This window comes from Nocardia sichangensis, assembly GCF_047200615.1.
Classification (GTDB): Bacteria; Actinomycetota; Actinomycetes; order Mycobacteriales; family Mycobacteriaceae; genus Nocardia; species Nocardia sichangensis.
Genome location: NZ_JBJZOK010000002.1, coordinates 395,250 through 419,409, shown reverse-complemented (window position 1 = coordinate 419,409; position 24,160 = coordinate 395,250). Strand labels below are relative to the sequence as shown.

At 70.0% G+C, this 24,160-nt stretch carries 26 protein-coding genes and 1 pseudogene; 15 read left to right on the top strand and 12 right to left on the bottom strand.

The window, feature by feature from the left end; all coding sequences use genetic code 11:
- The first annotated feature begins 1 nt into the window (after position 1).
- Positions 2–697: an alpha/beta fold hydrolase gene (locus ACL03I_RS04535; RefSeq protein WP_412805185.1), complete on the top strand. Its 696-nt coding sequence runs from the start codon at positions 2–4 to the stop codon at positions 695–697.
- A 10-nt stretch (positions 698–707) separates the two neighbouring features.
- Here the strand turns inward: ACL03I_RS04535 and ACL03I_RS04530 are convergent, their stop codons facing one another.
- Both ACL03I_RS04530 and dut read right to left on the bottom strand, forming a co-directional pair.
- On the bottom strand, positions 708–1,577 hold the full coding sequence (locus ACL03I_RS04530) for a DUF3710 domain-containing protein (RefSeq protein ID WP_364425988.1): 870 nt from the start codon (positions 1,575–1,577) through the stop codon (positions 708–710).
- A 5-nt stretch (positions 1,578–1,582) separates the two neighbouring features.
- Positions 1,583–2,083 (bottom strand): dUTP diphosphatase, encoded by a 501-nt coding sequence (gene dut / locus ACL03I_RS04525; RefSeq protein ID WP_355070372.1) that lies wholly within the window; start codon positions 2,081–2,083, stop codon positions 1,583–1,585.
- A 73-nt stretch (positions 2,084–2,156) separates the two neighbouring features.
- Between dut and ACL03I_RS04520 the strand changes: the two genes are divergently transcribed.
- Positions 2,157–2,648 carry a DUF3093 domain-containing protein gene (locus tag ACL03I_RS04520; protein ID WP_355071029.1) on the top strand — a complete coding sequence of 164 codons (492 nt, stop codon included), beginning with the start codon at positions 2,157–2,159 and terminating at the stop codon, positions 2,646–2,648.
- Between the two features lie 24 nt (positions 2,649–2,672).
- On the opposite strand, the gene ACL03I_RS04515 is transcribed toward ACL03I_RS04520, so the two are convergent.
- Entirely contained in the window at positions 2,673–2,975 is a 303-nt protein-coding gene (locus ACL03I_RS04515) for a DUF4193 domain-containing protein (protein WP_014351871.1), read from the bottom strand.
- 376 nt (positions 2,976–3,351) lie between these two features.
- Here ACL03I_RS04515 and cei point away from each other — a divergent pair, with 376 nt between their 5' ends.
- Positions 3,352–4,029 (top strand): envelope integrity protein Cei, encoded by a 678-nt coding sequence (gene cei, locus ACL03I_RS04510; protein ID WP_355070370.1) that lies wholly within the window; start codon positions 3,352–3,354, stop codon positions 4,027–4,029.
- Here cei and ACL03I_RS04505 read toward each other — a convergent pair whose 3' ends face one another.
- Positions 4,030–4,974: an inositol monophosphatase family protein gene (locus ACL03I_RS04505; protein ID WP_412805184.1), complete on the bottom strand. Its 945-nt coding sequence runs from the start codon at positions 4,972–4,974 to the stop codon at positions 4,030–4,032. It lies immediately after the preceding gene.
- 156 nt (positions 4,975–5,130) lie between these two features.
- On the opposite strand from ACL03I_RS04505, the gene ppgK reads away from it, so the two are divergent.
- The 3 genes and pseudogenes from ppgK to ACL03I_RS04490 all read left to right on the top strand — a co-directional run bounded on the left by ppgK (position 5,131) and on the right by ACL03I_RS04490 (position 8,380).
- Positions 5,131–5,889 carry a polyphosphate--glucose phosphotransferase gene (gene ppgK, locus ACL03I_RS04500; protein WP_355070367.1) on the top strand — a complete coding sequence of 253 codons (759 nt, stop codon included), beginning with the start codon at positions 5,131–5,133 and terminating at the stop codon, positions 5,887–5,889.
- A 160-nt stretch (positions 5,890–6,049) separates the two neighbouring features.
- Positions 6,050–7,450, top strand: a pseudogene (locus ACL03I_RS04495) (RNA polymerase sigma factor); the annotation flags it as partial.
- A 165-nt stretch (positions 7,451–7,615) separates the two neighbouring features.
- Complete coding sequence (locus ACL03I_RS04490; RefSeq protein WP_412805183.1) at positions 7,616–8,380, top strand: rhomboid-like protein; 765 nt, start codon at positions 7,616–7,618, stop codon at positions 8,378–8,380.
- Here the strand turns inward: ACL03I_RS04490 and ACL03I_RS04485 are convergent, their stop codons facing one another.
- Entirely contained in the window at positions 8,381–9,565 is a 1,185-nt protein-coding gene (locus ACL03I_RS04485) for a cation:proton antiporter (RefSeq protein WP_355070363.1), read from the bottom strand.
- Positions 9,566–9,568: 3 nt separating this feature from the next.
- Positions 9,569–10,051: a cation:proton antiporter regulatory subunit gene (locus ACL03I_RS04480; protein WP_355070361.1), complete on the bottom strand. Its 483-nt coding sequence runs from the start codon at positions 10,049–10,051 to the stop codon at positions 9,569–9,571.
- A gap of 111 nt (positions 10,052–10,162) precedes the next feature.
- On the opposite strand from ACL03I_RS04480, the gene ACL03I_RS04475 reads away from it, so the two are divergent.
- Both ACL03I_RS04475 and ACL03I_RS04470 read left to right on the top strand, forming a co-directional pair.
- The gene (locus ACL03I_RS04475; RefSeq protein WP_412805182.1) at positions 10,163–11,338 is read left to right on the top strand and encodes a sensor histidine kinase; all 1,176 of its coding nucleotides are present in this window, start codon (positions 10,163–10,165) and stop codon (positions 11,336–11,338) included.
- A complete protein-coding gene (locus ACL03I_RS04470) occupies positions 11,335–11,982 on the top strand; it encodes a response regulator transcription factor (RefSeq protein ID WP_355070358.1) in 648 nt (215 codons plus the stop codon). Before ACL03I_RS04475 ends, ACL03I_RS04470 begins: the two co-directional genes overlap by 4 nt.
- Here ACL03I_RS04470 and ACL03I_RS04465 read toward each other — a convergent pair whose 3' ends face one another.
- Positions 11,983–12,342, bottom strand: coding sequence for a DUF952 domain-containing protein (locus tag ACL03I_RS04465; RefSeq protein ID WP_355070356.1), 360 nt, complete (start codon positions 12,340–12,342; stop codon positions 11,983–11,985).
- A 276-nt stretch (positions 12,343–12,618) separates the two neighbouring features.
- Between ACL03I_RS04465 and ACL03I_RS04460 the strand changes: the two genes are divergently transcribed.
- Positions 12,619–12,813, top strand: coding sequence for a DUF7455 domain-containing protein (locus ACL03I_RS04460; protein ID WP_036538000.1), 195 nt, complete (start codon positions 12,619–12,621; stop codon positions 12,811–12,813).
- A 104-nt stretch (positions 12,814–12,917) separates the two neighbouring features.
- Here ACL03I_RS04460 and ACL03I_RS04455 read toward each other — a convergent pair whose 3' ends face one another.
- Positions 12,918–13,625: a TetR/AcrR family transcriptional regulator gene (locus ACL03I_RS04455; RefSeq protein ID WP_364426097.1), complete on the bottom strand. Its 708-nt coding sequence runs from the start codon at positions 13,623–13,625 to the stop codon at positions 12,918–12,920.
- Positions 13,626–13,782: 157 nt separating this feature from the next.
- On the opposite strand from ACL03I_RS04455, the gene ACL03I_RS04450 reads away from it, so the two are divergent.
- Complete coding sequence (locus ACL03I_RS04450; RefSeq protein ID WP_412805181.1) at positions 13,783–15,549, top strand: DEAD/DEAH box helicase; 1,767 nt, start codon at positions 13,783–13,785, stop codon at positions 15,547–15,549.
- Positions 15,549–16,103: a hypothetical protein gene (locus tag ACL03I_RS04445; protein ID WP_412805180.1), complete on the top strand. Its 555-nt coding sequence runs from the start codon at positions 15,549–15,551 to the stop codon at positions 16,101–16,103. The genes ACL03I_RS04450 and ACL03I_RS04445 overlap by 1 nt, the downstream gene beginning before the upstream one ends.
- Before the next feature lie 274 nt (positions 16,104–16,377).
- Here ACL03I_RS04445 and ACL03I_RS04440 read toward each other — a convergent pair whose 3' ends face one another.
- Positions 16,378–17,118 carry an SDR family NAD(P)-dependent oxidoreductase gene (locus tag ACL03I_RS04440; RefSeq protein WP_412805179.1) on the bottom strand — a complete coding sequence of 247 codons (741 nt, stop codon included), beginning with the start codon at positions 17,116–17,118 and terminating at the stop codon, positions 16,378–16,380.
- A 105-nt stretch (positions 17,119–17,223) separates the two neighbouring features.
- Here ACL03I_RS04440 and ACL03I_RS04435 point away from each other — a divergent pair, with 105 nt between their 5' ends.
- Entirely contained in the window at positions 17,224–17,826 is a 603-nt protein-coding gene (locus ACL03I_RS04435; protein ID WP_379251176.1) for a TetR/AcrR family transcriptional regulator, read from the top strand.
- Positions 17,827–17,832: 6 nt separating this feature from the next.
- Here ACL03I_RS04435 and ACL03I_RS04430 read toward each other — a convergent pair whose 3' ends face one another.
- Positions 17,833–19,587, bottom strand: coding sequence for a DEAD/DEAH box helicase (locus ACL03I_RS04430; protein WP_397276055.1), 1,755 nt, complete (start codon positions 19,585–19,587; stop codon positions 17,833–17,835).
- Positions 19,588–19,779: 192 nt separating this feature from the next.
- Between ACL03I_RS04430 and ACL03I_RS04425 the strand changes: the two genes are divergently transcribed.
- Positions 19,780–20,922 (top strand): YihY/virulence factor BrkB family protein, encoded by a 1,143-nt coding sequence (locus ACL03I_RS04425; RefSeq protein ID WP_397275980.1) that lies wholly within the window; start codon positions 19,780–19,782, stop codon positions 20,920–20,922.
- A 9-nt stretch (positions 20,923–20,931) separates the two neighbouring features.
- Here the strand turns inward: ACL03I_RS04425 and ACL03I_RS04420 are convergent, their stop codons facing one another.
- On the bottom strand, positions 20,932–21,168 hold the full coding sequence (locus tag ACL03I_RS04420) for a DUF3039 domain-containing protein (RefSeq protein ID WP_039799212.1): 237 nt from the start codon (positions 21,166–21,168) through the stop codon (positions 20,932–20,934).
- A 294-nt stretch (positions 21,169–21,462) separates the two neighbouring features.
- On the opposite strand from ACL03I_RS04420, the gene ACL03I_RS04415 reads away from it, so the two are divergent.
- Complete coding sequence (locus tag ACL03I_RS04415; RefSeq protein ID WP_355071024.1) at positions 21,463–21,816, top strand: DUF3099 domain-containing protein; 354 nt, start codon at positions 21,463–21,465, stop codon at positions 21,814–21,816.
- 19 nt (positions 21,817–21,835) lie between these two features.
- Here ACL03I_RS04415 and ACL03I_RS04410 read toward each other — a convergent pair whose 3' ends face one another.
- Complete coding sequence (locus ACL03I_RS04410) at positions 21,836–23,131, bottom strand: MFS transporter (protein ID WP_355070346.1); 1,296 nt, start codon at positions 23,129–23,131, stop codon at positions 21,836–21,838.
- A gap of 190 nt (positions 23,132–23,321) precedes the next feature.
- Here ACL03I_RS04410 and ACL03I_RS04405 point away from each other — a divergent pair, with 190 nt between their 5' ends.
- The gene (locus tag ACL03I_RS04405) at positions 23,322–24,065 is read left to right on the top strand and encodes a VOC family protein (RefSeq protein WP_355070344.1); all 744 of its coding nucleotides are present in this window, start codon (positions 23,322–23,324) and stop codon (positions 24,063–24,065) included.
- Positions 24,066–24,160 lie beyond the last annotated feature (95 nt).

Below are 24,160 nucleotides of genomic sequence, written 5' to 3'. Positions count from 1 at the left end.
GATGTTCGACTCCCCACACCCCGCTCGTGTCGTGGCACTGCCCGGCACCGGGTCCGACGCCGATTTCGCCAGGCGCGCCTTCGGTCCCGCGAGCGCCGCACGCGGCCTGGATTTCGTCGCGGTGGAACCCGACCCGCGCCGGGTGGTGGCGAGCTGCCGCGCAGCGCTGGATGCGGCGGCGGATTCGGGCCCGGTGCTGGTGGCGGGCATTTCCCTGGGCGCGGCGATCGCACTGGAGTGGGCCGCCGAGCACCCCCGACGCGTCGTGGGGGTCGTGGCGGCACTGCCCGCCTGGACCGGGCCCGACACCGCGGCCTGCCCCGCCACGCTGAGCGCGGCGGCCACCGCGGCGCAGCTGCGCGTGGACGGTCTGGACACGGTGATCGACCGGATGCGGGCGAGCAGCCCGCGGTGGCTGGCTGACACGCTGACCCAGTCCTGGCGGGCACAGTGGCCGGAACTGCCGCGGGCGCTCGAGGAGGCCGCGGACTACAAGTGGCCCGATGCCGAGCTGCTGTCGGCATTCGAGCTGCCGCTCGCGGTGGTCACCGCGGTCGACGACCCGGTGCACCCGCGTGCGGTCGCCGAGGAATGGGCGGCGCTGGCCCCGCGCGCGCACCTGTACCGGATCACGCTGGACGAACTCGGCGCCGACCCCGCGATCCTGGGACACACGGGTATCGGCGCCTTCGCGTGAGATCTTCCGCTCAGTTCAGGCCGAGTTGCTGCATGGCCGACCCGTCCGCGCCCCGGCGCGGGCCCTGCGGCATGCGCGGCACCACCGGTTGCGCACCGGTCTGCGCCGCCACCTGCGCGGCCATCGCCTGCTGCTGAGCCTCCACCTGCTGCTGATGGGCCGCGGCGAGTTGCTCGGCCAGCTCCTGCGGCAGCACCACCGGAAGCGGGTCCCGCACCGGCAGCGGGTCCTCGCCGCGCCGCACCACGGTCTCGCTCAGGATCGCCCGCGCCGCCTTGACCAGGGGGCTGCCGTCGTTCGCCGCGCCCGAGGGGCCCGCCGCGACCAGCCGCACCATCCAGCGATAGCCGTCCACGCCGATGAAACGCAGGTCCGCGCCTTCGGTCAGGGCCAGCAGTTCTCGGCCCCACGGCCCGTTCTCGACCGACACCCGGGCGCCGTCCTTGCGCAGCGAGTCGGCGAGATCCGCGGCGACCAGCCGCCACTGGCCGGAGGTCTTGGGCGCGGCGTAGGCCGCGACGGTGATCCGGCCGTGCTCCGTGGCCAGGTGCACCGCCTGCGGCTGGCCTTCCGGGGTCATCTCGACCTGCAGCTGACCGCCCGGCGGGACCGGCAACAACACCGACCCGAGATCCAGCCGCTGCTCGGACACCGAATCCAGCAGCTCGGCGACCTCGTCGTAGTCGTAGGGTCCGGGCCGTCCGTTGGGCCGGTCGACGTCCAGATCCACGCCCTCATACGAGCGCTCGTCGGTGGGGGCGTCGTCGTAGAAATCGTCGTCGTACTCGCCCTCGTAGGCGGACTCGTAGTCGGCGTAGTCGCCCGCCTCGTCGTACCGGTCGTCCGCGGCCCGGCTCGAGTTCTTTCTCTTTCCGAACATTCCCGTCATGCCTCCTCGCCGGTAGCCCGGCCCACCCCGTTCGTCTGTGCGGTCAAACTCGCGTGACCGCCGCTGGAGCCATAGCCACCCGCTCCCCTGGTGGTCTCGTCGAGCGAGTCGACCTCCACGAAATCCACCAGCTCCACCCGCTGTACCAGCAGTTGCGCGATCCGATCACCGCGCCGCAACTCGATCGGCGTGCGCGGATCGTGGTTGATCAGGCACACCTTGATCTCGCCCCGGTACCCCGCGTCGACCGTGCCGGGGGTGTTCACCACCGACAGCCCGGCCTTGGCCGCCAGACCCGAGCGCGGATGGATCAGGCCGACGGTGCCGACCGGTAGCGCGACGGCGACGCCGGTGCCGACCAGCACCCGCTCCCCCGGCTCCAGGATGACGTCTTGCGTGGTGCACAGATCCACGCCCGCGTCACCCGCATGGGCGCGCGTGGGCAGAGGGATGCCGGGGTCGAGCCGCAGCAAGGGTATGGGTGAAAGTGCGCTCACGTTGGACGAGCCTACGCGTAGGCTGTTTGCCCTCGTGACTTAGTGTTGACTCGTGTCGGACCAGCCCAACCCCATGACCGCGGACGAGAAAGCGCAGCCTGCGCACCGATACCGGGAGCGCCTGTGGGTGCCGCTGTGGTGGTGGCCGGTGGCGTTCGCCGTCACCGGACTGCTCGCGGCGGAGATCCATATGGGCGCGCCGGGACTGCGTGCCTGGCTGCCCTATGTGCTGCTGTTCCCCGTGCCGGTCTGGGTGCTGCTGTGGCTGAGCCGCCACCGCGTCGAAGTGGCGCCGGACGCGAACGGCACACCGGAGTTGCGCGCCGATCGCGCGCATCTGCCGGTGAATTTCGTTGCTCGCGCGGCCGCCGTCGCCCCCACCGCGAAAAGCGCGGCGCTGGGTCGCCAGCTCGACCCCGCCGCCTATGTCCAGCATCGCCCCTGGATCGGGCCGATGGTCTTGCTCGTGCTCGACGACCCGGACGATCCGACGCCGTACTGGCTGGTCAGTACGCGGCGGCCCGAACGGGTCCTCGCCGCGCTCGGCCTACCGAGCGCGGGCTGACACTGTTGTTCGATCTCGTCGAGATCAGGCGGCGCAATCCATGCAGATCATCTGACCGCCCTTGTCACTGGCCAGCCTGCTCCGGTGATGGACCAGGAAACAGCTGGAACAGGTGAACTCGTCGGCCTGCTTCGGGATCACCCGAACCGTCAGCACTTCCTCGGACAGGTCGGCGCCGGGAAGCTCGAACGACTCCGCGGTATCGGATTCGTCGATATCCACGACGGCGGACTGTGCCTCGTTACGACGAGCCTTCAGCTCCTCCAGCGAATCCTCCGACACATCGTCGGATTCGGTGCGCCTCGGTGCGTCATAGTCGGTTGCCATGTCGTCTTCCCCTCGTCCTAACTCCGTATATCCCGGACCGGTCCGCTCACACCCGATTCCTGCCGGAATCGCCGCGACCGGTACCGCCCCGCCGGTGGTGCACGTCACACGTACACCGGTCGCCTATCAGGGCGGATCATGCCGATCCACTCCTGATAGCGCTGGGTAAACGCAGGACATGCCCTTCTTGTTCCCGCGACCGACCACTGATTTCCGCACCGGTGATTCGATCTGGGCCGCCAGACAATAGCGGACCCCGGAGCAAAAGTCGCAATCAAAACACAGCCGAGTCGAAAATGAGGGGCAATCGACACCGTCCGTGGAACGCACCGAGACCTTGCGACGCGACCGCCCCACATTTTCGTAGAGTGTGCTGGTGGTTTCACTGATCACCGAAGGCACCGCGACGGATTCGCAAGGGCAACCGTACGTGCGCCGCCGCCCCCAGCCCTGGCTCATCATGCTCGGCGTTCTCGCCCTGATCTGCGGGATCGTCTGGGTCAAAGCCCTCACGACGCACGACACCGACCACACCGCGATGGCGTGCAACTCACCGAGTCCGGCCTCGGATCCCGGTGCGCCGCAACCGACTCCGCTCGGCCAGCGGGTCGGCGCAGGCCGGCTGCAGGACGTGGAACCCGCACCGCTGGCGGCGAGCAAGGTGCGCGTGCTGAACGCGAACAACCAGCGCGGCCAGGCCGCGCACGTCGCCGCCCAGCTCGGCGACCTCGGATTCGCGAGCGCTCCCGGAACGCAATACGGCAACGATTCGGTATACGTCAACGGCGACCTGGAATGCACCGGGCAGGTCCGCTTCGGCGTCAACGGCCGTCCGGCCGCGGCCGCCGTACAGCTGGTCGCGCCGTGCGCCGAGCTGATCGAGGATCAGCGCGGCGACGACACCGTCGATCTCGTGCTCGGCTCGCTGTTCCGGGACATCCACCCCAGCAACGACGCCGAGGAAGTGCTGCGTTCGCTCAAGAACCCGGCGCCGGGCAACTCCACCTCCATCGACATCAAGCTGCTCGACGCCGCACGGCAGGCCCGCTGCTGATCAGCGGTCCGGAATCGGCTCGGTAGCGCCGACCCGGGCCAGCAGCTCCCCCAGCTCGTCGGCGATGCCGGGCGCGGCGGCCACCACCAGGTCGCCGTCGGCGCCCGGCGCCGTCGCGGGCGGCAGCGTAAGGCGCGCACCCGCCTCGGCGGCGATCAGCGCGCCCGCGCCCCAGTCCCAGGCGTTCAAGCCGTGCTCGAAGTAGGCGTCCACACGGCCTGCTGCGACATGACACAGATCCAGTGCCGCCGCACCGAAACGGCGGATGTCGCGCACGTGCGGCAGCACCTGCGCGATCAATTCCGCCTGCCTGCTCCTGCGGTGCCTGCCGTAGGCGAATCCGGTGGAGACCAGCGACATCGCCACCGACTCGACGGGCGTGCAACTCAAGTGCTCCACCGCGCCGTCGGCGTCGACACGCAGCGCGCCGAGTCCGAGCGCGGCGCTGTAGGTGGCTGCCCGCGCGACGTCCACCACGGCGCCCGCGACCGGACGGCCGCCGCGCAGCGCGGCCACCGATACGGCGTAGCCGGGAATGCCGTAGAGGAAGTTGACGGTGCCGTCGATCGGATCAACCACCCAGTGGACGGTGTCCGCGCTCGCGTCATCGATGCTGCCGCCGCCCTCCTCGCCGAGGATCGGGTCGCCGGGGCGTTGTTCGGCGAGCAGTCTTCGGATCAGCTCTTCGGTCTCGGTGTCCACGATGGTGACCGGGTCGGTCTCGTGGCTCTTGGACCGCACGGCGCCTTCGGCGTGCACGCCCGCGGGCCCGAACACCTCGGGACGACGGGCACGGACATGGGCGGCGGCCGTCTCGGCGAGGTCGACCGCGACACGGCGCAGGTCGGCTTCGTCGCCACGCGCGACGATCGAGACGAACGAGTCGGGGGTGTAGTCGGACACTGACGATGAGGTTTCCGGCACGCCCACCATCGCATCACACATCCTCGCCGAACGCCCAGCCTCGTGGTCCCATTACTCTTGTCGTGCACGACACAGCGCCGTCGTCGGGCATCCCATTCGCACGCCCGCCATGGGCGTCCCGGGCCCCGTGCAGCGCTGTCATCACACCGGCCAGCACAGGGAAACGAGGGGTTAGTCATGTCCGCTCGGGGGCACGCATTCGGCATCGACATCGGCGGCAGCGGCGTCAAAGGCGCCACGGTCGATCTGGCCACCGGCGAGTTGGTCCACGAGCGGATCAAGATCGCGACGCCGCACCCGGCGACACCGTTCGCCGTGGCGGAGGCGGTCGCCGAACTGGTCGACAAGGCCAAGTGGACCGGGCCGGTCGGCCTGACCCTGCCCTCGGTGGTGATCGGCGGCGTGGCGCGCACCGCGGCGAACATCGACAAGTCCTGGATCGGCACCGACGCGCGGGCGCTGTTCTCCGCCGCGCTCGGCGGCCGTCCGGTCACCGTGCTCAACGACGCGGACGCCGCGGGCATGGCCGAGGACCACTTCGGCGCGGCGCGCAATTTCGCGGGCTTGGTCATGCTGCTGACCTTTGGCACCGGCATCGGCTCGGCGTTGCTCTACCACGGCACACTGGTGCCCAACACCGAACTGGGTCACCTGGAGATCCAGGGGATGGAGAGCGAGCACCGCGCGGCGGCCTCGATCAAGGAACGCGACGGCCTGAGCTACGAGCAGTGGGCAGCGCAGGTCAGCCTGGTGCTGACGGGGCTGGAGAACCTGTTCTTCCCGGTCGTCTTCGTCGCGGGCGGGGGCATCAGCAGGGAGGCCGAGCAGTGGATTCCCCTGCTCACCAACCGGACTCCGGTCATCCCGGCCCGCCTGCGCAACACCGCGGGCATCGTCGGCGCCGCCATGGCGATCGCGGGGGGCGTCGCACCGTGAGGCGCGCGGGAACCGCGAGGATGCCGTTCCCGGCATCGTGCCGTAGGTACCCTGGTTAGATCGTTACAATGGAACGTGCCCGGCTGAGCCGGAGAAACCCCGACCGGCCCTCCGCCGGTGCAACCCGACAGATCGCTCCGCCGGAAACCCACTCTGGCGTGACGCCGCACGAGACCGTCACGAAAGGGCGTACGTGGTAGCCACGAATACCCGTCAGACCGCCGAATCGGCCGATGCCGACTCCGCAGATGTAACCGCAGCACGGCCGGTCCGTAAGGCTGCCGCGAAGAAGGCTCCGGCGAAGAAGGCCGCCGCCAAGAAGGCGCCTGCCAAGAAGGCGGCCAAGGCTCCCGCGAAGAAGGCCACCACCAAGAAGGCGGGCCCCGACGGCGAGCCCGGCGCCGACGAGGCGATCGAGGACGAGTCGCTCGATCTCGACGATCTCGGCGATCTGGAAGTCTCCGAGGAGGACCTCGCCGACGGCGACGAACTGGTCGACGTCGCCGAGGACACCGAAACCGAGGAAGCCGAGAGCGAGGCCGACGAGCCGACGGCGGCCGACAAGGCCTCCGGCGATTTCGTCTGGGACGAAGAGGAGTCCGAGGCGCTGCGCCAGGCCCGCAAGGACGCCGAGCTCACCGCCTCGGCCGACTCGGTCCGCGCCTACCTCAAGCAGATCGGTAAGGTCGCGCTGCTCAACGCCGAGGAGGAGGTCGAACTCGCCAAGCGGATCGAGGCGGGCCTCTACGCCGCGGAGAAGGTGCGCGAATTCGCCGAGCAGGGCGAGAAGCTGCCGGTCGCCATGCGCCGCGACTTCAACTGGATCGTCCGCGACGGCAATCGGGCCAAGAACCACCTGCTCGAGGCCAACCTGCGCCTGGTCGTCTCGCTGGCCAAGCGCTACACCGGCCGCGGCATGGCGTTCCTGGACCTGATCCAGGAGGGCAACCTCGGTCTGATCCGCGCGGTGGAGAAGTTCGACTACACCAAGGGCTACAAGTTCTCCACGTACGCCACCTGGTGGATCCGGCAGGCCATCACCCGCGCCATGGCCGACCAGGCCCGCACCATCCGCATCCCGGTGCACATGGTGGAGGTCATCAACAAGCTCGGCCGCATCCAGCGCGAGCTGCTCCAGGATCTCGGCCGCGAGCCGACGCCGGAGGAGCTGGCCAAGGAAATGGACATCACGCCGGAGAAGGTGCTGGAGATCCAGCAGTACGCGCGTGAGCCCATCTCGCTGGACCAGACCATCGGCGATGAGGGCGACAGCCAGCTCGGCGATTTCATCGAGGACTCCGAGGCCGTGGTCGCGGTGGACGCGGTGAGCTTCACGCTGCTGCAGGATCAGCTGCAGTCGGTGCTGGAGACGCTGTCGGAGCGGGAGGCGGGCGTGGTCCGGCTGCGCTTCGGCCTCACCGACGGCCAGCCGCGCACCCTCGACGAGATCGGCCAGGTCTACGGGGTCACCCGCGAACGCATCCGCCAGATCGAGTCCAAGACCATGAGCAAGCTGCGCCACCCCAGCCGCTCGCAGGTCCTGCGCGACTACCTCGACTAGGTCGCATCGCCTCGACGCCCGCATTCGTCGTCCGCTCGATTCCTCCAGCGGCCGGTGAATGCGGGTGTCGCGCTTTTCCGCGCCAGGCCGCAGACGCGCCGGAGGAAACAGCGCCACGACGGGGGCACTTCGCCGCGCGCAGCTCGCGCCCGGCAGACTTGCGGGGTGGTTGCCTCGACCTCGACTTCGAGCTGGCTGCGGTCACCGTGGACGCAGACCGTCGACCTGCGCGCCGAGTGGCGCGACGTGCAAGCCTGGCTGCGCCGTCCCGGGCTGCCGCGGCGGCTCCTGCCCGCGATCCGCGCGCACCTGGGAGCCGCCCCCGCCAGCACCGCCTACGCGTTCACGCTGTTCGTCACCTGGTGGACGCTGCGCGGGGTCGGTGACTCGGTGGAGCGCAGATTGATCTTCTCGGCGTCGACCAACCTCTACAACATGCGGCACAACCCGGTTCAGGTGCTGGTCGCCTCGGCGTTCTGGACCGACGGCGGCTTTCCCTGGACGACCATCGCCGGTTTCCTGATCGTCATGGCATATGCCGAGCGCTGGCTTGGCACCGCGCGCTGGATCCTGCTGTTCGCGACCGGGCACATCGGGGCGACGCTGCTGACCGTCACCGGCATCTCACACGCCATCGACCGTGGCCTCATCCCGCTGCGGGTGGCCGTCGCCGCGGATGTCGGTACCAGCTACGGCTTTTCGGCCGTGCTGGCGGCGCTGGCATTCCGGCTCCGCGGCAGGGTGCGGCTGGTGTGGGCCGGTGCGCTGCTCCTGACGCTCGGCGTGGCGCTGTGGATCGAGCCGACATTCACCGACTACGGCCATCTCTGCGCCGCCGTGATCGGGCTGGCGGTCGGGGCGATCGCGAGCCTGTTCTGGCATCGGCTGGAACGGACCGCGGGCCGTAGAGCCCGCACGGCCCAGGACTGATCAGTAGACCTGGGGCTCGCGGCGGCCGCGGTCGGGCAGCAAACCGACCATCGGCTCGACCACTCGCGCCGCGATCGGGCCCAGCACCGCCATCAGCAGGACGTAGGTCGAGGCGAGCGCCGTGAGCTGACCGTCCATCGCGCCCGCGCTCACGGCCAATCCCGCGATGACGATGGAGAACTCGCCCCGCGCGACGAGCGCCGCGCCCGCTCTGGCCCGGCCCATCCGCCGGATGCCCTCGCGTGCGGCGGCCCACCACCCGGTCGCCACCTTCGTAACGACCGTGACCGCCGCCAGCGCGATCGCCCAGCCCAGCACCGGCGGGATCGCCCGCAGGTCGGTGTTCAACCCGAAGGCCACGAAGAAGATGGCCGCGAACAGGTCGCGCAGCGGTTCGAGCATCTTCGCCGCCGCGTGCGCGGTCGAGCCGGAGATCGCGATGCCGAGCAGGAACGCTCCGACCGCCGCCGACACGCTCAGCGCCGAGGAGACGCCCGCGACCAGCAACGCCGCGCCGAGCAGCGTGAGCAGGAAGACCTCACGGTCGGCGCTGTCCACGACCGCCGAGACATACCGCCCGTAACGCAGCGCCACCACGAGCACCAGCGTGATGGTGATCAGCGCTACCGCCAGGGCGCGCAGCCCGCTGAGCCAGCTGAGCCCCGCCAGCACCGTGGTGAGGATCGGCAGGTAGACCGCCATCGCCAGGTCCTCGAATACCAGGATGGACAGGATCACCGGCGTCTCCCGGTTGCCCAGGCGTCCGAGGTCGTCGAGGACCTTCGCCACGATGCCCGAGGAGGAGATGTAGGTGACGCCTGCCATCGTGATCGCGCCGTCGACACCCCAGCCCAGCATCAGCGCGACCACCGCCCCCGGTGACGCGTTGACCACGATGTCCACCACACCGGCCGCCCAGGAACGACGCAGGCCGGTCACCAGCTCCGCCGCCGTGTACTCCAAGCCGAGCAGCAATAGCAGCAGCACCACCCCGATCTCGCCCGCGATATGGCCGAAGTCGTGGGCGGCCCGGAGTTCGATGAGACCACCTTGGCCGAAGGCGACACCGCCGAGCAGGTACAGCGGAATGGGCGACATACCGACACGGCCTGCGACACGCCCCAGCATGCCGAGAACGAAGAGAACCGCTCCGAGCTCGATCAGGGCGAGCGCGGTGTCCGTCACGGCTCAGCCGTGCGTCAATATCTTCGCGGCGGCATCCAAGCCCTCCGGAGTGCCGACGACCACGAGCAGGTCGCTCGCGGTGAAGGTGAAATCGGGTCCGGGCGAGGGATGCAACTGCCCGGCCCGCATGACCGCCACGATGGAGGCCTTCGTGCGGGTACGCATCTCGGTCTCACCGAGGGTGCGGCCGTCGTAGGGGGAATCGTCCCCGATCGGGAGCTGGCGCGTGGTGATCCCGGGCAGGTCGCGGTGGTCGTCGTTGAGCTTGGCGACCAGCTGCGGCGCACCGAGCAAGTTGGCCAGGACCGCGGCCTCATCGGTGGTCAGCGGGATCTGCGCGGCACAGGCGTCGGGATCGTCGAGTTTGGAGACGATCAGGTCGATATCACCATCGCGGTGGGCGACCACGCCGATTCGGCGACCGGATCGCACTTCGAAGTCCTTCCGGACACCGATCCCGGGTAGTGCGGTGACGTCGACGTTCACGCCCTCCAGATTAGCCGGATCACCGCGTCCGCGAACGGATCGGTCATCACTTCGGCCGATGGCGCGTCGCGGTCGCTGTGCTGTGATGGAGGCGTGTGGCGGTGGGCGGATGTGCCGGAGCGGACACGGGATGCGCTGGGCGCCGTGATCGCGTTCGCCGGCGGCGCGGCGCTGTACCTCGCAGGCTTGTCCACCATGACCGAGCGGGGCGAGCAGGCGTCGTTGTGGGTGCGGTGCGGTGTGCTGGCCCTACTGTCTCTGGCGACCTTCTGCCGGCGCCGGATGCCGGTCGCGGCCATGCTTGCCGGGCTCTTGCCGCTGGCCGTGGACATCTGGCTGGGCGCCACGGTGCCGGTGTGGATCGTCTACGCCGACTTGATCTACGCGGCCGTGCTGTACGCCGGGCGCCGGGCGTCGCGGATCACGGCGCTGTCCTGGTCGACGCTCTCCGTCGTCGTGGTGGTGCTGACCCTCGCCTTGACCGGCGACCTGCGCGCGGTCGCGCTGGCGCTGGTGGCGGTGTTCAGTTTCGTCGCGACGCCGATCTGGTGGGCGAACTCGGTGCGCACGCACAAGGAGGTCGCGCACGCCGAGCGCACCCGCGCCGAGGCGCTCACCCTGGTCGCCGAACTCGACCGGCGCGCAGCCATCGCCGACGAGCGCACCACGATGGCGCGCGATCTGCACGACGTGATCGCCGGGCACCTGTCGGCCATCGCACTGCACTCGGAGGCGGCGCTCGGCGTGCTGGCCCGCCGCGACGCCGACCCGGCGGTGGCCGGCATCATGCGCTCCATCCGCGCCAACAGCGTCAGCGCACTGGAGGAGATGCGCACCATGATCGGATTGCTGCACAGCGACGACGGCGCGGCGGAAGTAGCCGCGCCGCGCACCCTCGCGCAGTTGCCGATCCTGGTGGACGCCGCACGCGCGGCGGGGATCTCGGTACGGGTGCGCGAATCACTGGACGGCGCCGCGCTGCCCAGCGCTGTCGACCAGGCCGCTTATCGCATCATCCAGGAGGCTTTGACCAACGCCATGAAACACGCCCCGGGACAGGAGGTCTCCATCGACGTGCGCGCAGAGCGGGAGAGACTGACCATATCCGTCCGCAACAGGACAACGCCCGCGCGGCCCCACCGGGCCGTGGACCGAGCGGGGCGTCGCGGTCTGGTGAACATGCGCGAACGGGCCGCGGCACTCGGCGGAAGCTTGTGCGCCGGAACGGATTCCGGCCACTGGGAAGTTCTGGCCACCCTGCCGCTCGGCTGCGTGGGCGCCGCATGACGATTCGGGTGGTGATCGCCGACGACCACGCCGCGATCCGCGCCGGCCTGCGGATGATCCTGGACGTCGAGGACGATATCGAGGTGGTCGGCGAGGCCGCCGACGGCGATGTCGCGGTGGCACAGGCCAAAGCGCTGCGGCCGCAGGTGGTGCTGATGGACGTGCGCATGCCGGGGGTGGACGGGATCACCGCGACCGAGCGGATCACCGCGGACGGCTTGGCGAAGGTGCTGATCCTCACCACGTTCGACCTGGACGAGTACGTCTTTCGCACGCTGCGCGCGGGCGCCTCCGGGTTCGTGCTGAAATCCACGTCGGGCCGGGCGCTGGTCGAGGCGGTGCGCGCGGTCGCGGCCGGGGACGGCGTGCTGGCTCCGGAGGTGACGCGAGCGGTGATCTCTGCGTTCGCCGCGTCGAATCAGATTGCCGCGCAACCGGCTCCCGCCGGATTCGGCGAGCTCACCGAGCGGGAACGCGAAGTGCTCGATTGCCTCGGCGACGGCCTGTCCAACGCGCAGATCGCGGGTCGGCTGTTCATCGGCGAGACGACCGTCAAAACACATGTGTCCCGGGTGCTGACGAAACTCGGTGTGCGGTCGCGGGTTCAGGCCGCCATCGTGGCGCGTGAGATCCGCGACCGGTAGTCACGCCGGGAGCGGGGCGAATGTCCCGTCCGCCGCGGGCAGGTACTCTACGACCCCCGTGACCGCGCCCACCGGCAGGGGGCCGTACAGGTGCGGGAAGAGTATCGACTCCGGATCGGTCGGGACGCCCGGCTCCCACTTGATCGGCGACCCGACGCGGCGGGAGTCGATCCGCAGCAACACCAGATCACGCCGCCCCGCGAACAAGCGATTCGCGGGCAGGTGCACCTGTTGCGGCGACGAGAGATGGATGAACCCTGCCTCGGCGAGGGAGGGCGCTCGGTACTCCCCCGTTTGCCGCGCGGATAACCATTCATCCAAAGTGCATAGGTGAACAAGCGTGTGAGTGTCATAGGTCACGGGTAATCTCCCGGTAGACAACTGGATCGGCCGATCGAGAGTGTGACGCAGTGCACATCTACGACAGGACCAGCGGCGTTCGCCCGTAGCGAAATCCCTGGTCGTGTTATCGAAAACACACTGCTTCATCCGCGGGAACAAAGTCCCCCGTCCCGAACGTCTGACAGAGTAGTCATACCCCTGCTGGGAAGTAGCGGTAGCGAGCTCGTGGTGAGTGACCACGGGCCCCACACCAGGTGAACGGTCGTCGGGACCGGGAGCCAGGACGGAGGAGTCATGCCAGGAACCCTGACAAGCACCCCACTGACCGCGGTCGATCGTTGCGACCGCTGCGGGGCGGCGGCCCGTGTGCGCGCCGTACTGCCCGCAGGTGGAGAGTTGCTCTTCTGCCAGCACCACGCGAACGAACACATGGATCGGCTGCGTGAGCTGGACGCCGTGATCGACACGGAGTCCGCTCCCGCGCTCTGACCTGCTCCTCGCGTCCTGACACAACAGCATCGAACAACAGAACACCGTTTCCACCGGCAGCGGGCGACCCACCGGTCGCCCGCTGTCGGTGTGTCCGGCGGCGCTCAGTCCGCGCCGAGGATGCCGTCCAGCAGCCTGGCCAGGCCGTATTCGAACGCGCCGTCCGGGTCGGCCGGCGCCTGGTACAGCTCACCCACCGCCGCCCCGACACGTGCGGCGAGCGGGAACCGGCTCGGCGGCATGACCTCGCTCAGCAGCGGACCGTGCACTTCCCACCACTGCGCGTCGCTCATTCGCGCGGTCTCGCGGGCTGCGGCCACCGCCATGCGCGCGTTTCCGGTGGCGAACTCCGACAGCACGGCGATGGCCCGGTCCATCGCCACGTCCGGAAGGCCGAGCCCGTCGATCGCGGCGAGCTGCCGCTCGTAGCGACGCATCCGTCCCGGCCCGAGCACGAGCCGCCACGGCGACACCTCGAGCAGCCAGGGGTGCGCGAGGAGTTCCGCGCGCACCTGGCGGGCCACCGCGGCGAGGCGCTCACGCGGCGGCAGATCGGCGGGAACCGGTGCGTCTTCCTCGGCCACCGCGTCGACCATGAGCACCGTCAGTGCGTCTTTGCTCGGTACGTACGTGTAGAGGCTCATCGGCCGCAGCCCCAGTTCGGCGGCGACCGTGCGGATGGAGACCTTGTCATAGCCCTGCCGGTCGGCGAGCGCGACCGCCGCGGCGACCACCGCGTCCACGCTGACCGCCTGCTTCGGACCGCGCCCCGCCGGACGCGACGGTAGTTCGTGCCGCCACAGCAAGCTCATCAGCCGCCTGGCCTCGTCGGATGTGACGTCTTCGCTCACTGGCTCCTCGGAACCGATCCGGTACGGTGTCCGTTGTCAGGTTACTCCGTACACCATACGTTGATTCAAGGGGTGCGCTCTGCCCAGCACACACGCCACTTATCTACCGGATCGGCACATGTTCGCGCTCTGGACCTGGCTCGGACACGCCACCGGTCCGGCCCCGACCGGTCCAGGTGACCGCGAGACCCTCGCGCTGGCCGTCCCGATCGGCGTGGACGGAGCCCTCGAGGTCATCGACGTCGATGCCGCCTTGGTGGATCCCGAGACGTTCGCGGACTCGAGCCTGGAGCACCCGGGTGAGTCGGTCCTGGTCTGGCAACAGGTGGTGCGTTCCGCGCTCGCCGACCCCGCCGGTGAGCCGCCCGGCCCGGACGCCGATGCCCTGCCCATCGCCGCGCACGCCGTGCCGGACGCGTCCCGCACGGCAATCGTCTCCGCGCGACGAGCATTGGCCGTCCTGCGCGACACCGAGGCGGTCACGGCGGATCTGCGGGCCACCCTGAAAGCCCGGCTGCGCCCCTACCAGGCCCGCGGGGTCGGCTGGCTGCGCGAAACGGTGGCCGCGCACGGCGGCGCGGTGCTCGCCGACGAGATGGGGCTGGGCAAGACCGTGCAGACCATCGGCTTCCTGCTCGACCGGGCCGAGGCCGGTCCGCAGTTGGTGGTGTGCCCGACCTCGCTGGTCGGCAACTGGGCGCACGAGATCGGCCGGTTCGCGCCCGGGTTGCGCGTGGTCGTGTGGCGAGGCGGCGCCGTCGATCCCGACGCCACGACGATCGTGGTCGCCGGTTACCCGACGCTGCGGTTACATGGGCAGCTGCTGGCGCAGCGGAGGTGGGCGACGGCCGTCTTCGACGAGGCGCAGGCGCTGAAGAATCCCCGCACCCAGGTCGCGAAGGCGGCGCGCGCGATCGACGCGGCCGCCACGGTCGCACTGACCGGCACGCCGGTGGAGAACCATCTCGATGAGTTGTGGGCACTGCTGCACCTGGTGGCACCCCGATTGTTCGGGCACCGGACGCAGTTCCGGCGGCGCTTCGTGCGGCCCATCCACGAGGGTTCGGCCGCCGCCGCGGCACGGTTGCGCGACACCATCGAACCGGTGGTGCTGGCCCGCACGAAGCGTCAGGTCGCCGCCGCCCTGCCCGCGAAGATCCACAGCGACCTGCTCTGCGACCTCACCGCCGAACAGGAACAGCTGTACGACCAACTGCTCGACGAGGCCGTGGACGACGGATTCGGCGCGGGCATCGAGCGCCACGGCCGCGTGCTCGCGGCGCTGACCGCCCTGAAGCAGGTGTGCAACCATCCCGGCCTGATCACCGGCGAACTCGACGAGCTCGCCGGCCGGTCCGGGAAGCTCGACCTGTGCACCGACATCGTCGCCGCCAATCTCGAAACCGGCAGTCCGACGCTGATTTTCACGCAGTACCGGCAGACCGGTGACCTGCTGGTACGGCATCTCGCCGAGCAGTTCGGCGTGGATGCGCCGTTCTTCCACGGCGGCCTCTCACAGGCCGAGCGCGCCGAGATCGTCACCCGGTTCCAGGCCGAGGACGGGCCACCGGTGCTGGTGCTCAGCCTGCGCGCGGCGGGCACCGGGCTCACGCTGACCCGCGCCGCCGACGTCGTCCACTTCGATCGCTGGTGGAACCCGGCGGTGGAGGCGCAGGCCTCCGACCGGGTGCACCGGATCGGCCAGACCCGTACGGTCACCGTCACCACGCTCACCTCCACCACCACCGTGGAGGAGCACATCGCGGGCATGCACGACCGCAAGGCGGCGCTGCGCGACCTCGGCGACACTGCGGGTATCGCGGCGCTGGCCGCACTGGACGACGCCCAGCTGATCGAGATACTGCGCCGCAAGAGGGAGAACTGATGGCGGACAACGAGTTCGGCTACACCGCATGGGGCATGGACTGGGTCCGGCTGGCCGAGCCGCTGCGCCAGACCCGGCCGGACCCACTGCTGCCCCGCGCGCGCAGCATCGCGCGCAACAACGGCGTGCGGGCCACCGTCGAAGGACAGGTCGTGCGGGCCACCATCCACCGGGGCGGTCAGGCGTCGGTGACGCAGGTGGAGGTGGCCCCCATGTCCCGGACCGCCGTTACCGCGATCGCCGGATTCGTGCCGGACCCGCCCGTACCGACCGACGATGTGCACCGCGCCATCAGCGCGGCCGGGATTTCCCTCGCACCCGTCCTCGCGGGTACCGACTGCTCGTGCGCCGCGCGCAAGACACGATGCGTGCACCTTCTGGCCGTCTTCTACGAGATGGCGCGGCGAGTCGACGAGGATCCGCGACTGGGCTTGGCGATCCTTGGTTATTTCGCCGCCGCGCCGCAGGACTCGGACGAGTCCGCACCGGCGACGCGGTGGACGCCGATCAGTGCACTGGACTCTCGGCGATTCTTCACCACGACGCCGCGCTGAACTGCCGAACCATCTCGGAGTATCCCGGCCACCGATCGCACCCCCGCCGTCTGGCCCCGGAAGCGGGGAATTACTGCGCCGGAGGCGATCTCGATAGTTCGCTTCGTTGACGGGTGGCGTACGCGGATCCCGGCCGCATCATTGCCGCTGCTCTGCCACGGGCATGCCGCTCGCGCGGGTCGCGAGCCGATCGGTCCTGCGACGCCGAGCACGTACGTCGCGGCGTTCCAGCGGGCGGTCGTGGTCCCGCAGCGGCGGCATTTCGCCGGGTTGATCAGGCGTTGGTACCGCTGTCCACGGTGAGGAACGCACCGGTCACGCTGCGACCGGACGGCCCGGCCAGGAAGGCCACCGTCGCCGCCACATCGTCGGCGGCGCCGAAGCGCCCGAGCGCGGTCAGGTCGCGCTGCCTGCCCGCATGCGCTCCGTCGCCCGGATTCATGTCGGTGTCGGTGGAGCCGGGCTGGACGAGGTTCACCGTGATCGCGCGCGGGCCCAGTTCGCGCGCCAGCGCCTTGGTGAAGCCGTTGAGGGCGGACTTGCTGAGGTTGTAGAGCGTCACCCCGTCGAACGGCGCGTGATCGGTCAGGTTGGTCCCGATGCTGATGATCCGCCCGCCGTCGGTCATGTGCGGGACCGCGGCCTGCGCGCCGACGAACGCGGCGCGCGCGTGCACACCGAGCGCGTTGTCGATCTCCGCGACGGTGAACTCCTCGAACGGCTTCGCCGGGAAGATCCCCGCGTTGTTGACCAGGATGTCCAGCCCGCCGAGTTCGGACGCCGCGCGGTCCACCGCCGTGCGCACGGCGGTGGCGTCGGCGCTGTCGGCCTGGATGGCGACGGCTCGCCGCCCGAGCGCCTCGACTTCGCCGACCACCGTCTTCGCCTGCCCCTCGGCGTGCTGGTAGGTCAGCGCCACGTCCGCGCCCGCCGCGGCGAGGCGGCGCACGATCGCCGCCCCTATCCCCCGGCTACCCCCGGTGACCAGTGCGACCTTGCCCGTCAGCTCCGGCATCGGTACTCCTTCTATTTTTGTGTCGATCAATACATAAATAGCCAAGCGCATCCGCCGCCGCGGTGTCAAGGGGTATATTTAACGATCGACACAGAAAGGTTCGGCATGGCTGAACGGGGACGACCACGCGCCTTCGATCGCGCCGAGGCCTTGCGCCGCGCCATGGAGGTGTTCTGGGAACACGGCTACGAGGGCGCGTCGATGAACGACCTCACCGCCGCGATGGGGATCAACTCACCCAGCCTGTACGCCGCGTTCGGCGGCAAGGAGGCGCTGTTCCGCGCGGCCGTCGACCTCTACGGGCACACCGACGGCGGCTACACCGCCCGTGCGCTGCGCGAGGAACCCACCGCGCGGGCGGCCATCGAGGCGATGCTGCGGGACAACGCGATGGCCTACACCGAGGAGAACAAGCCGCACGGGTGCATGGTCGTGCTCGCGGGCTCCACCTACACCACGAGAAACACCGGCATCCGCGATTTCCTGATCGACAAGCGCCGCGCGACGACCGAAGACATCCGGCGACGACTCGAGCGCGGCGTCGCCGAGGGCGATCTGCCGCCCGGTACCGACAGCGCGGCGCTCGCCGCTTTCTACACGACGGTCCTCTACGGGTTGTCCATCCAGGCACGGGACGGCGCGGCGCTGCCGGAACTCACCGCGTCCATCGACTGCGCCATGGCCGCCTGGCCCGCCCCGGCCGACTGACGCGGGCTACTTCCGGCGCAGCGCCGCGATGCGCTCACCGAGTTGTTCGGCGGTGGCCAGCGCGGTCGGCGGCCCGCCGCACTCGCGGCGCAGCTCGCCGTGGATCACGCCGTGCGGCTTCCCGGTGCGATGGTGATGCATCGCCACCAGGCTGTTGAGTTCGCGCCGCAGCTCGCCGAGCCGATCGGCGGTGGCGACCCGCTCCGCGGCGCCCGCCACCTGTGGACCGGGATCGGGGACGGGCGCGGACAGGCTCCGATCCGCGACCTGCCTGGCCTGCCGCTCACGCAACAGCGCGCGCATCTGCTCGGCGTCCAGCAGGCCCGGAATCCCGAGGTAGTCGGCTTCCTCGTCGCTTCCGGCGAAAGTCGCGGTACCGAAGGAGGATCCGTCGTAGATCACCTGGTCGAGCTCGGCGTCGGCGGCCAGCGCGACGAAGGACTTCTCCTGCTCGCCCGGTTCGTCCTGCTGCTTGTTCGCCTCGATCAGCAAGTCGTCGTCCAAGCCGTTCTTCTCCCGGTGCGGCTTGCCGATGACGTGGTCGCGCTGCAACTCCAGTTGCGCGGCCAGATCCAGCAGCACCGGCACCGAGGGCAGGAACACCGTCGCGGTCTCGCCGGACTTACGGGCACGCACGAAACGCCCGATCGCCTGCGCGAAATACAACGGGGTGGAGGCGCTGGTCGCGTACACCCCGACGGCGAGGCGCGGCACGTCGACGCCCTCGGACACCATGCGGACCGCGACCATCCAGGGCTGGGTGCTGTTGCTGAATTCGGCGATGCGGTTGGAGGAGGCCGGGTCGTCGGACAGCACCAGCGCCGGCTTCTCACCCGAGATGTGTTCCAGCAGTTCAGCGTAGTCGCGGGCACGGTCCTGGTCGGTGGCGATCACCAGACCGCCCGCGTCGGGCATGCCGGAGGCGCGCTTCTGGCGCAGCCGGATGTCGGCGGCGCGCAGCACGGCGGAGATCCAGTCGCCGGCCGGGTCGAGCGCGGTCCGCCAGGCACGGGCGGTCTGCTCGGCGTTCAGCGGCTCGCCGAGGCGGGCGGAATACTCCTCGCCCGCGCTGTCGCGCCAGTGCGCTTCGCCGGAGTAGGCCAGGAAGACCACCGGCCGCACCACGCCGTCGGCGAGCGCCTCGGCGTAGCCGTAGGTGTGGTCGGCGCGGGACTTCGGGAAACCGGACTCGTCGGGTTCGTAGACGACGAAAGGGATCTGGCTGTCGTCGCTGCGGAACGGGGTACCGGTCAGGGCGAGGCGGCGAGTCGCGTCGCCGAACGCCTCAGCGGTCGCGTCACCCCAGCTCTTGGCGTCTCCCGCGTGATGGATCTCGTCGAGAACGACCAGCGTCCTGCGATTCTCGGTGCGCACGCGGTGGCGCGAGGGATGCGCGGCGACCTGCGCGTACGTGACCACGACACCGTGATAGTCACCCGAGGTGCCACCGGTGGAGTTGGAGAACCGCGAGTCCAGCGCGATCCCGGAGCGCGCCGCCGACTGTGCCCACTGGTGCTTCAGATGTTCGGTGGGCGCCACCACGGTGATCTGGTCCACAGTGCGGTCGGCCAGCAGTTCGGCGGCCACGCGCAGCGCGAAGGTGGTCTTGCCCGCGCCCGGGGTGGCCACGGCAAGGAAGTCCCGTGGTTTGGTGGCCAGGTACTTCGTCAGCGCACGTCGCTGCCAGGCGCGGAGGGAACCGCCGCTGACGGCGGGGCCGATCACTTTCGAATCGCCCGGCGTCTCTGCCTCACCCGCCACAGCGGCGCCACCCGACCCAGTCACGCAGACGACCCTAGCGGCCCGGCACGGCGTGTCGCCAAACCGACGCGGCGGGCGCGACGGGCATCACACGGCCACCAGCCAGGACGCTGGGAGTTCACCCGATGCCCACCGACACGTCGCGCGCACACTCCGATGCGGATCGCCGAAGTGCGCGATGCTGTAAGCACGATGACCGAGCAGCACGCCATTCCGGGGGATCCGCCGCGGACCGACACACCGTCGACCCGCGCCGCCGCTGTGCGCCCTCCCACTTGGGCCGACCGCGCGAGCGCGCGCACAGCGGTGTTGAGCAGACGGGCCGCCGCGCTGATCCTGCGGGTGGCGGCGAAGGCGTGGACGGATTCCATCTTCGCCAAATCGGCCGCGGCCGCGTTCTGGCAGACGCTCTCGCTGGCGCCGCTGTTGCTCGGCCTGCTCGGCAGCCTCGGTTACGTCGGCGGATGGTTCGGCCCGGACACGGTGCAGATCGTCGAGTCCAAGATCATCGCGTTCAGCCGGGAGCTGTTCAGCGCCAACGTGGTGTCCGATCTCATCGAGCCCACGGTGCAGGATGTCCTCGGGCGCGGGCGCGGAGCGGTGGTGTCGGTGGGCTTCGTGCTGTCGCTGTGGGCCGGATCGTCGGCGATGGCGACCTTCGTCGACTCGATCGTGGAGGCCCACGACCAGCAGGACGCGCGGCACCCGGTGTGGCAGCGCATCTTCGCGCTGTTGCTGTACCTGCTGTTCCTGGCGGCGTCGGTGTTCATCCTGCCGCTGGTGGCGCTGGGGCCGACGCTGATCGGGCGGGTGCTGCCCACCGCGTGGCGGGCCACCGGACTGCAACTGCTGGACTTCTTCTATTACCCGGGCGTCGGCCTGCTGCTGATCGTCGGGCTCACCACCCTCTACAAGCTGGCACTGCACACCTCGTTGCCCTGGCACCGGCTCTTCGGCGGGGCGCTGGTGGCTGGCGTGTTCTTCATGGCGGCCAGCGAAGTGCTGCGCCGCTACCTGTCGTGGGTCAGCCGCACCGGCGTCACCTACGGCGCGCTGGCGACGCCGATCGCGTTCCTGCTGTTCACGTTCTTCCTGGGCTTCGCGGTGATCCTGGGCGCGGAGTTCAACGCGGCGGTGCAGGAGTTCTGGCCCGCCCGCGCGACGCGCATGGAGCAGGTCAAGGAGTGGATCGCCAATCAGGTGCGCGGCGAGAGCGGAACCGACGCGGACACGACGGATCCCGACGAGGCCGCGGCGGGTCCGGACGACGCGGGCTCCGACGACCTGCGCGCCGTGCTCGATCTGCGCGCGGCGCGGTCCTCGTCCGGCGAGTAGATCGTCGCCTCAGTCGCCCTTGCGTAGGCCGTCGTAGACCTTCTTGCACTCCGGGCACACCGGAGAGCCCGGCTTGGGCGAGCGGGTCACCGGGAAGACCTCTCCGCACAGCGCGACCACGTGGGTGCCCAGCACGGCGCTCTCGGCGATCTTGTCCTTCTTCACGTAGTGGAAGAACTTCGGGGTGTCGTCGCCCGTCGTCTCGTCGGTCGTCGTATCCGGGCGAACCATGGTGTCGGTGCTCACGCACTCCATGATGCCGCATCGCGCGACAGCCCCGCTGACCACGGTCTCACCTCGGTGTCGCAGCACCGGCCACCGCCGAGCAGACCCGACCCCACCTCGGTATCGCATCACCGGCCACCGCCGACCAAACCCGACCCCACCTCGGTATCGCATCATCGGCCACCGCCGAGCAAGCCCGACCCCACCTCGGTGTGTGCGCGGAAGGACCACGAGTGGAAGACTCGGGGTATGCAGCAGAACGGCGATTCCCCATCCGCCGACGGCCGCGACCGCGAAGAGCACCCCGACGTGACGATGCCGACGCAGCCCCGCCGTTCCTCCGGATACTTCCCAGGCACCGACGACAAGCACCCCGCGTTGATCACCGAGGCGGCGCCCTCGCTGGACGATCAGCACCGGGCCCGGGTGCGCAGGTACACGATCATCATGGCGTTCCGCATCCCGTGCCTGGTCCTCGCCGCGATCGCCTACAGCGCGTTCGGCAACCCGCTGCTGTCCATCCTGATCATCGTCGCGTCGATTCCGCTGCCCTGGATCGCGGTGCTGATCGCCAACGATCGCCCGCCACGCCGCAAAGACGAGCCCAGCAGGTGGGACCGTCCGCGCACGGCCATCGAGTCGCGTCCGCACAACGCCATCGACGGCTGAGTCCGCTGGGAAGACCGGCTCACCGCGCCGCTGCCGGAGGCCTGCGGACGACGGCCGACATCACGGCGGCGGCGCCGCACAGAGCGCCCGCCAGGTACCAGGCGAGGTCGTAGCTGCCTTGCAGGTCACGGATCACGCCCGCGCCGGTGGCCGCCACCGCCGAGCCGATCTGGTGCGAGGCGAACACCCAGCCGAACGCGACGGGGCCGTCGGCGCCGAACAGTTCGCGGCACAGCACGACGGTCGGCGGCACCGTGGCCACCCAGTCCAGGCCGTAGAAGACGATGAACACCCACAGGCTCGGCTGCGTGTCCGGACCCAGCAGCGCGGGCAGGATCAGCAACGACAGACCGCGCAGCGTGTAGTAGCCGATCAGCAGGTAGCGCGGATCGATCCGGTCGGTCAGCCAGCCCGAGGCGATGGTGCCCGCCACGTCGAAGACGCCGACGACGGCCAGCAGGCTCGCCGCGGCGGTCGGCGGCATGCCGTGATCGTGCGCGGCACTGACGAAATGGGTGCCGACCAGCCCGTTGGTGGACGCGCCGCACACCGCGAAACCGCCTGCGAGCAGCCAGAACCCGGGACGCCGCGCGATCGTCCCGAGCACCGTGAGCGCGCGCGACGCGCCGCCCGCGGCGGGTACGCGCAGGCCCGCCGTGCTGTCCGGCTCGGCGCCGTAGGCTCGCACGCCGAGATCGCTCGGATAGTCCCGGATGAACAGCACCACCAACGGCGCCACGGCCAGCGCCGCGCCCGCGACGATCAGCGACGGCAGCCGCCAGCCGTGGGCGTGCGCCAGCGCCGACACCAACGGCAGGAAGACCAACTGTCCGGTCGCGCCCGCGGCGGTGAGCACGCCGGTGACCAGACCGCGCTGCCGCACGAACCACCGGCCGGTGATCGTGGCGACGAACGGCATGGACATCGACCCGACGCCGACACCGACCAGCAGGCCCCAGGTCAGCACGAGGTGCCACGGCCGGGACATGAAGACCGTCAACCCGCTGCCCGCGGCGACCAGCAGCAGCGCGCAGGCGACCACCCTGCGGATGCCGAAGCGATCCATCAGCGCGGCGGCGAACGGCGAGATCAGGCCGTATAGCAGCAGATTCAGCGAAACGGCCGTCCCGATGGTGCCGTGCGACCAGCCGAACTCCTCGTGCAACGGGTCCATCAGCACGCTGGGCACGGAACGGAACGCGGCCGCGCCCAGCAGGGCGATGAAGCCCACGCCTGCGACCGGCCAAGCCGGGTGCAAGCGCCGGCGCGGCGCGGTAGCCAGGGAAACGGGAGTCGGCGTCTGCAGTTCGGTCACCCGATGAGCCTGCCCGAACCATGCTCACGCAACGAGTGGCTGAAATGCCACATAACATTGAATTCCTGCCAAATGTGGCGGCGCCGGTATTTTCTCGACAAGGCGGGCACGCGTCCCTAGGGTCGCATGAGGCCTCGCGCACCACGATCACCGGCCACGGTTTGTTGCGGGCGACAAGACAGGAGTGCACATGATTCGGTGGATCTGGGTCTTCCTGGACCGCCCGGCGCAGCGTTTCGACGACTGCGCGAAGTTCTGGTCCACGGTCACCGGCACCGAGCTCTCCCCTCGGCGCGGCGCGAACGACGAGTTCCTCACCCTGTTGCCGGACCCGGCGCTGTTCGCCGCGGCGAGCGTCAAGATGCAAGCGGTGACCGGCCTCGGCGGCGTCCACCTCGACCTGGACGTCGACGACATCCCCTCCGCCGTGCGCACCGCGCTCGGCCTCGGGGCCGAGCTGGTCGCCAACCATCCCGGCTACGCCGTCCTGCGATCCCCCGGCGGCCAGACGTTCTGCCTGACTCCCAGCGGCCGCGCCACCAGCACGCCCGCGCCCGCCGTCCGGGCTCCGGACGGCGCGCTGTCGCGCCTGGACCAGGTGTGCCTCGACATCGGCCCCGACGATCACGAGGTCGAGACCCGCTTCTGGACGCTGCTGACCGGCTGGACCCATCAACCGGGCAGACGGCCGGAGTTCGCCCGGTTGCGCTCCGAGGAACGGCAGCTGCCCGCGCAGCTGCTGTTGCAGCGCCTCGGCGAGAACCGCCCCACCAGCGCGCACGTCGATCTGGCGGCCACCGACATCGACGCCACCGCCGCGTGGCACGAGTCACTCGGTGCGACCGTGGTGGAACGTCACGAACACTGGATAGTCCTGAGCGATCCCGGCGACGCGTTGTACTGCGTCACCGGACGCGACCCCAGCGGGGTCTGACCGACTCCGGCGGCGGCCCGAGGTGGCAGCGCGGTGCCGCGGAACACAGCGGGCACCTGATCCGCGCCCGGTGGTCGCGGTGGCAGAGTACCGGT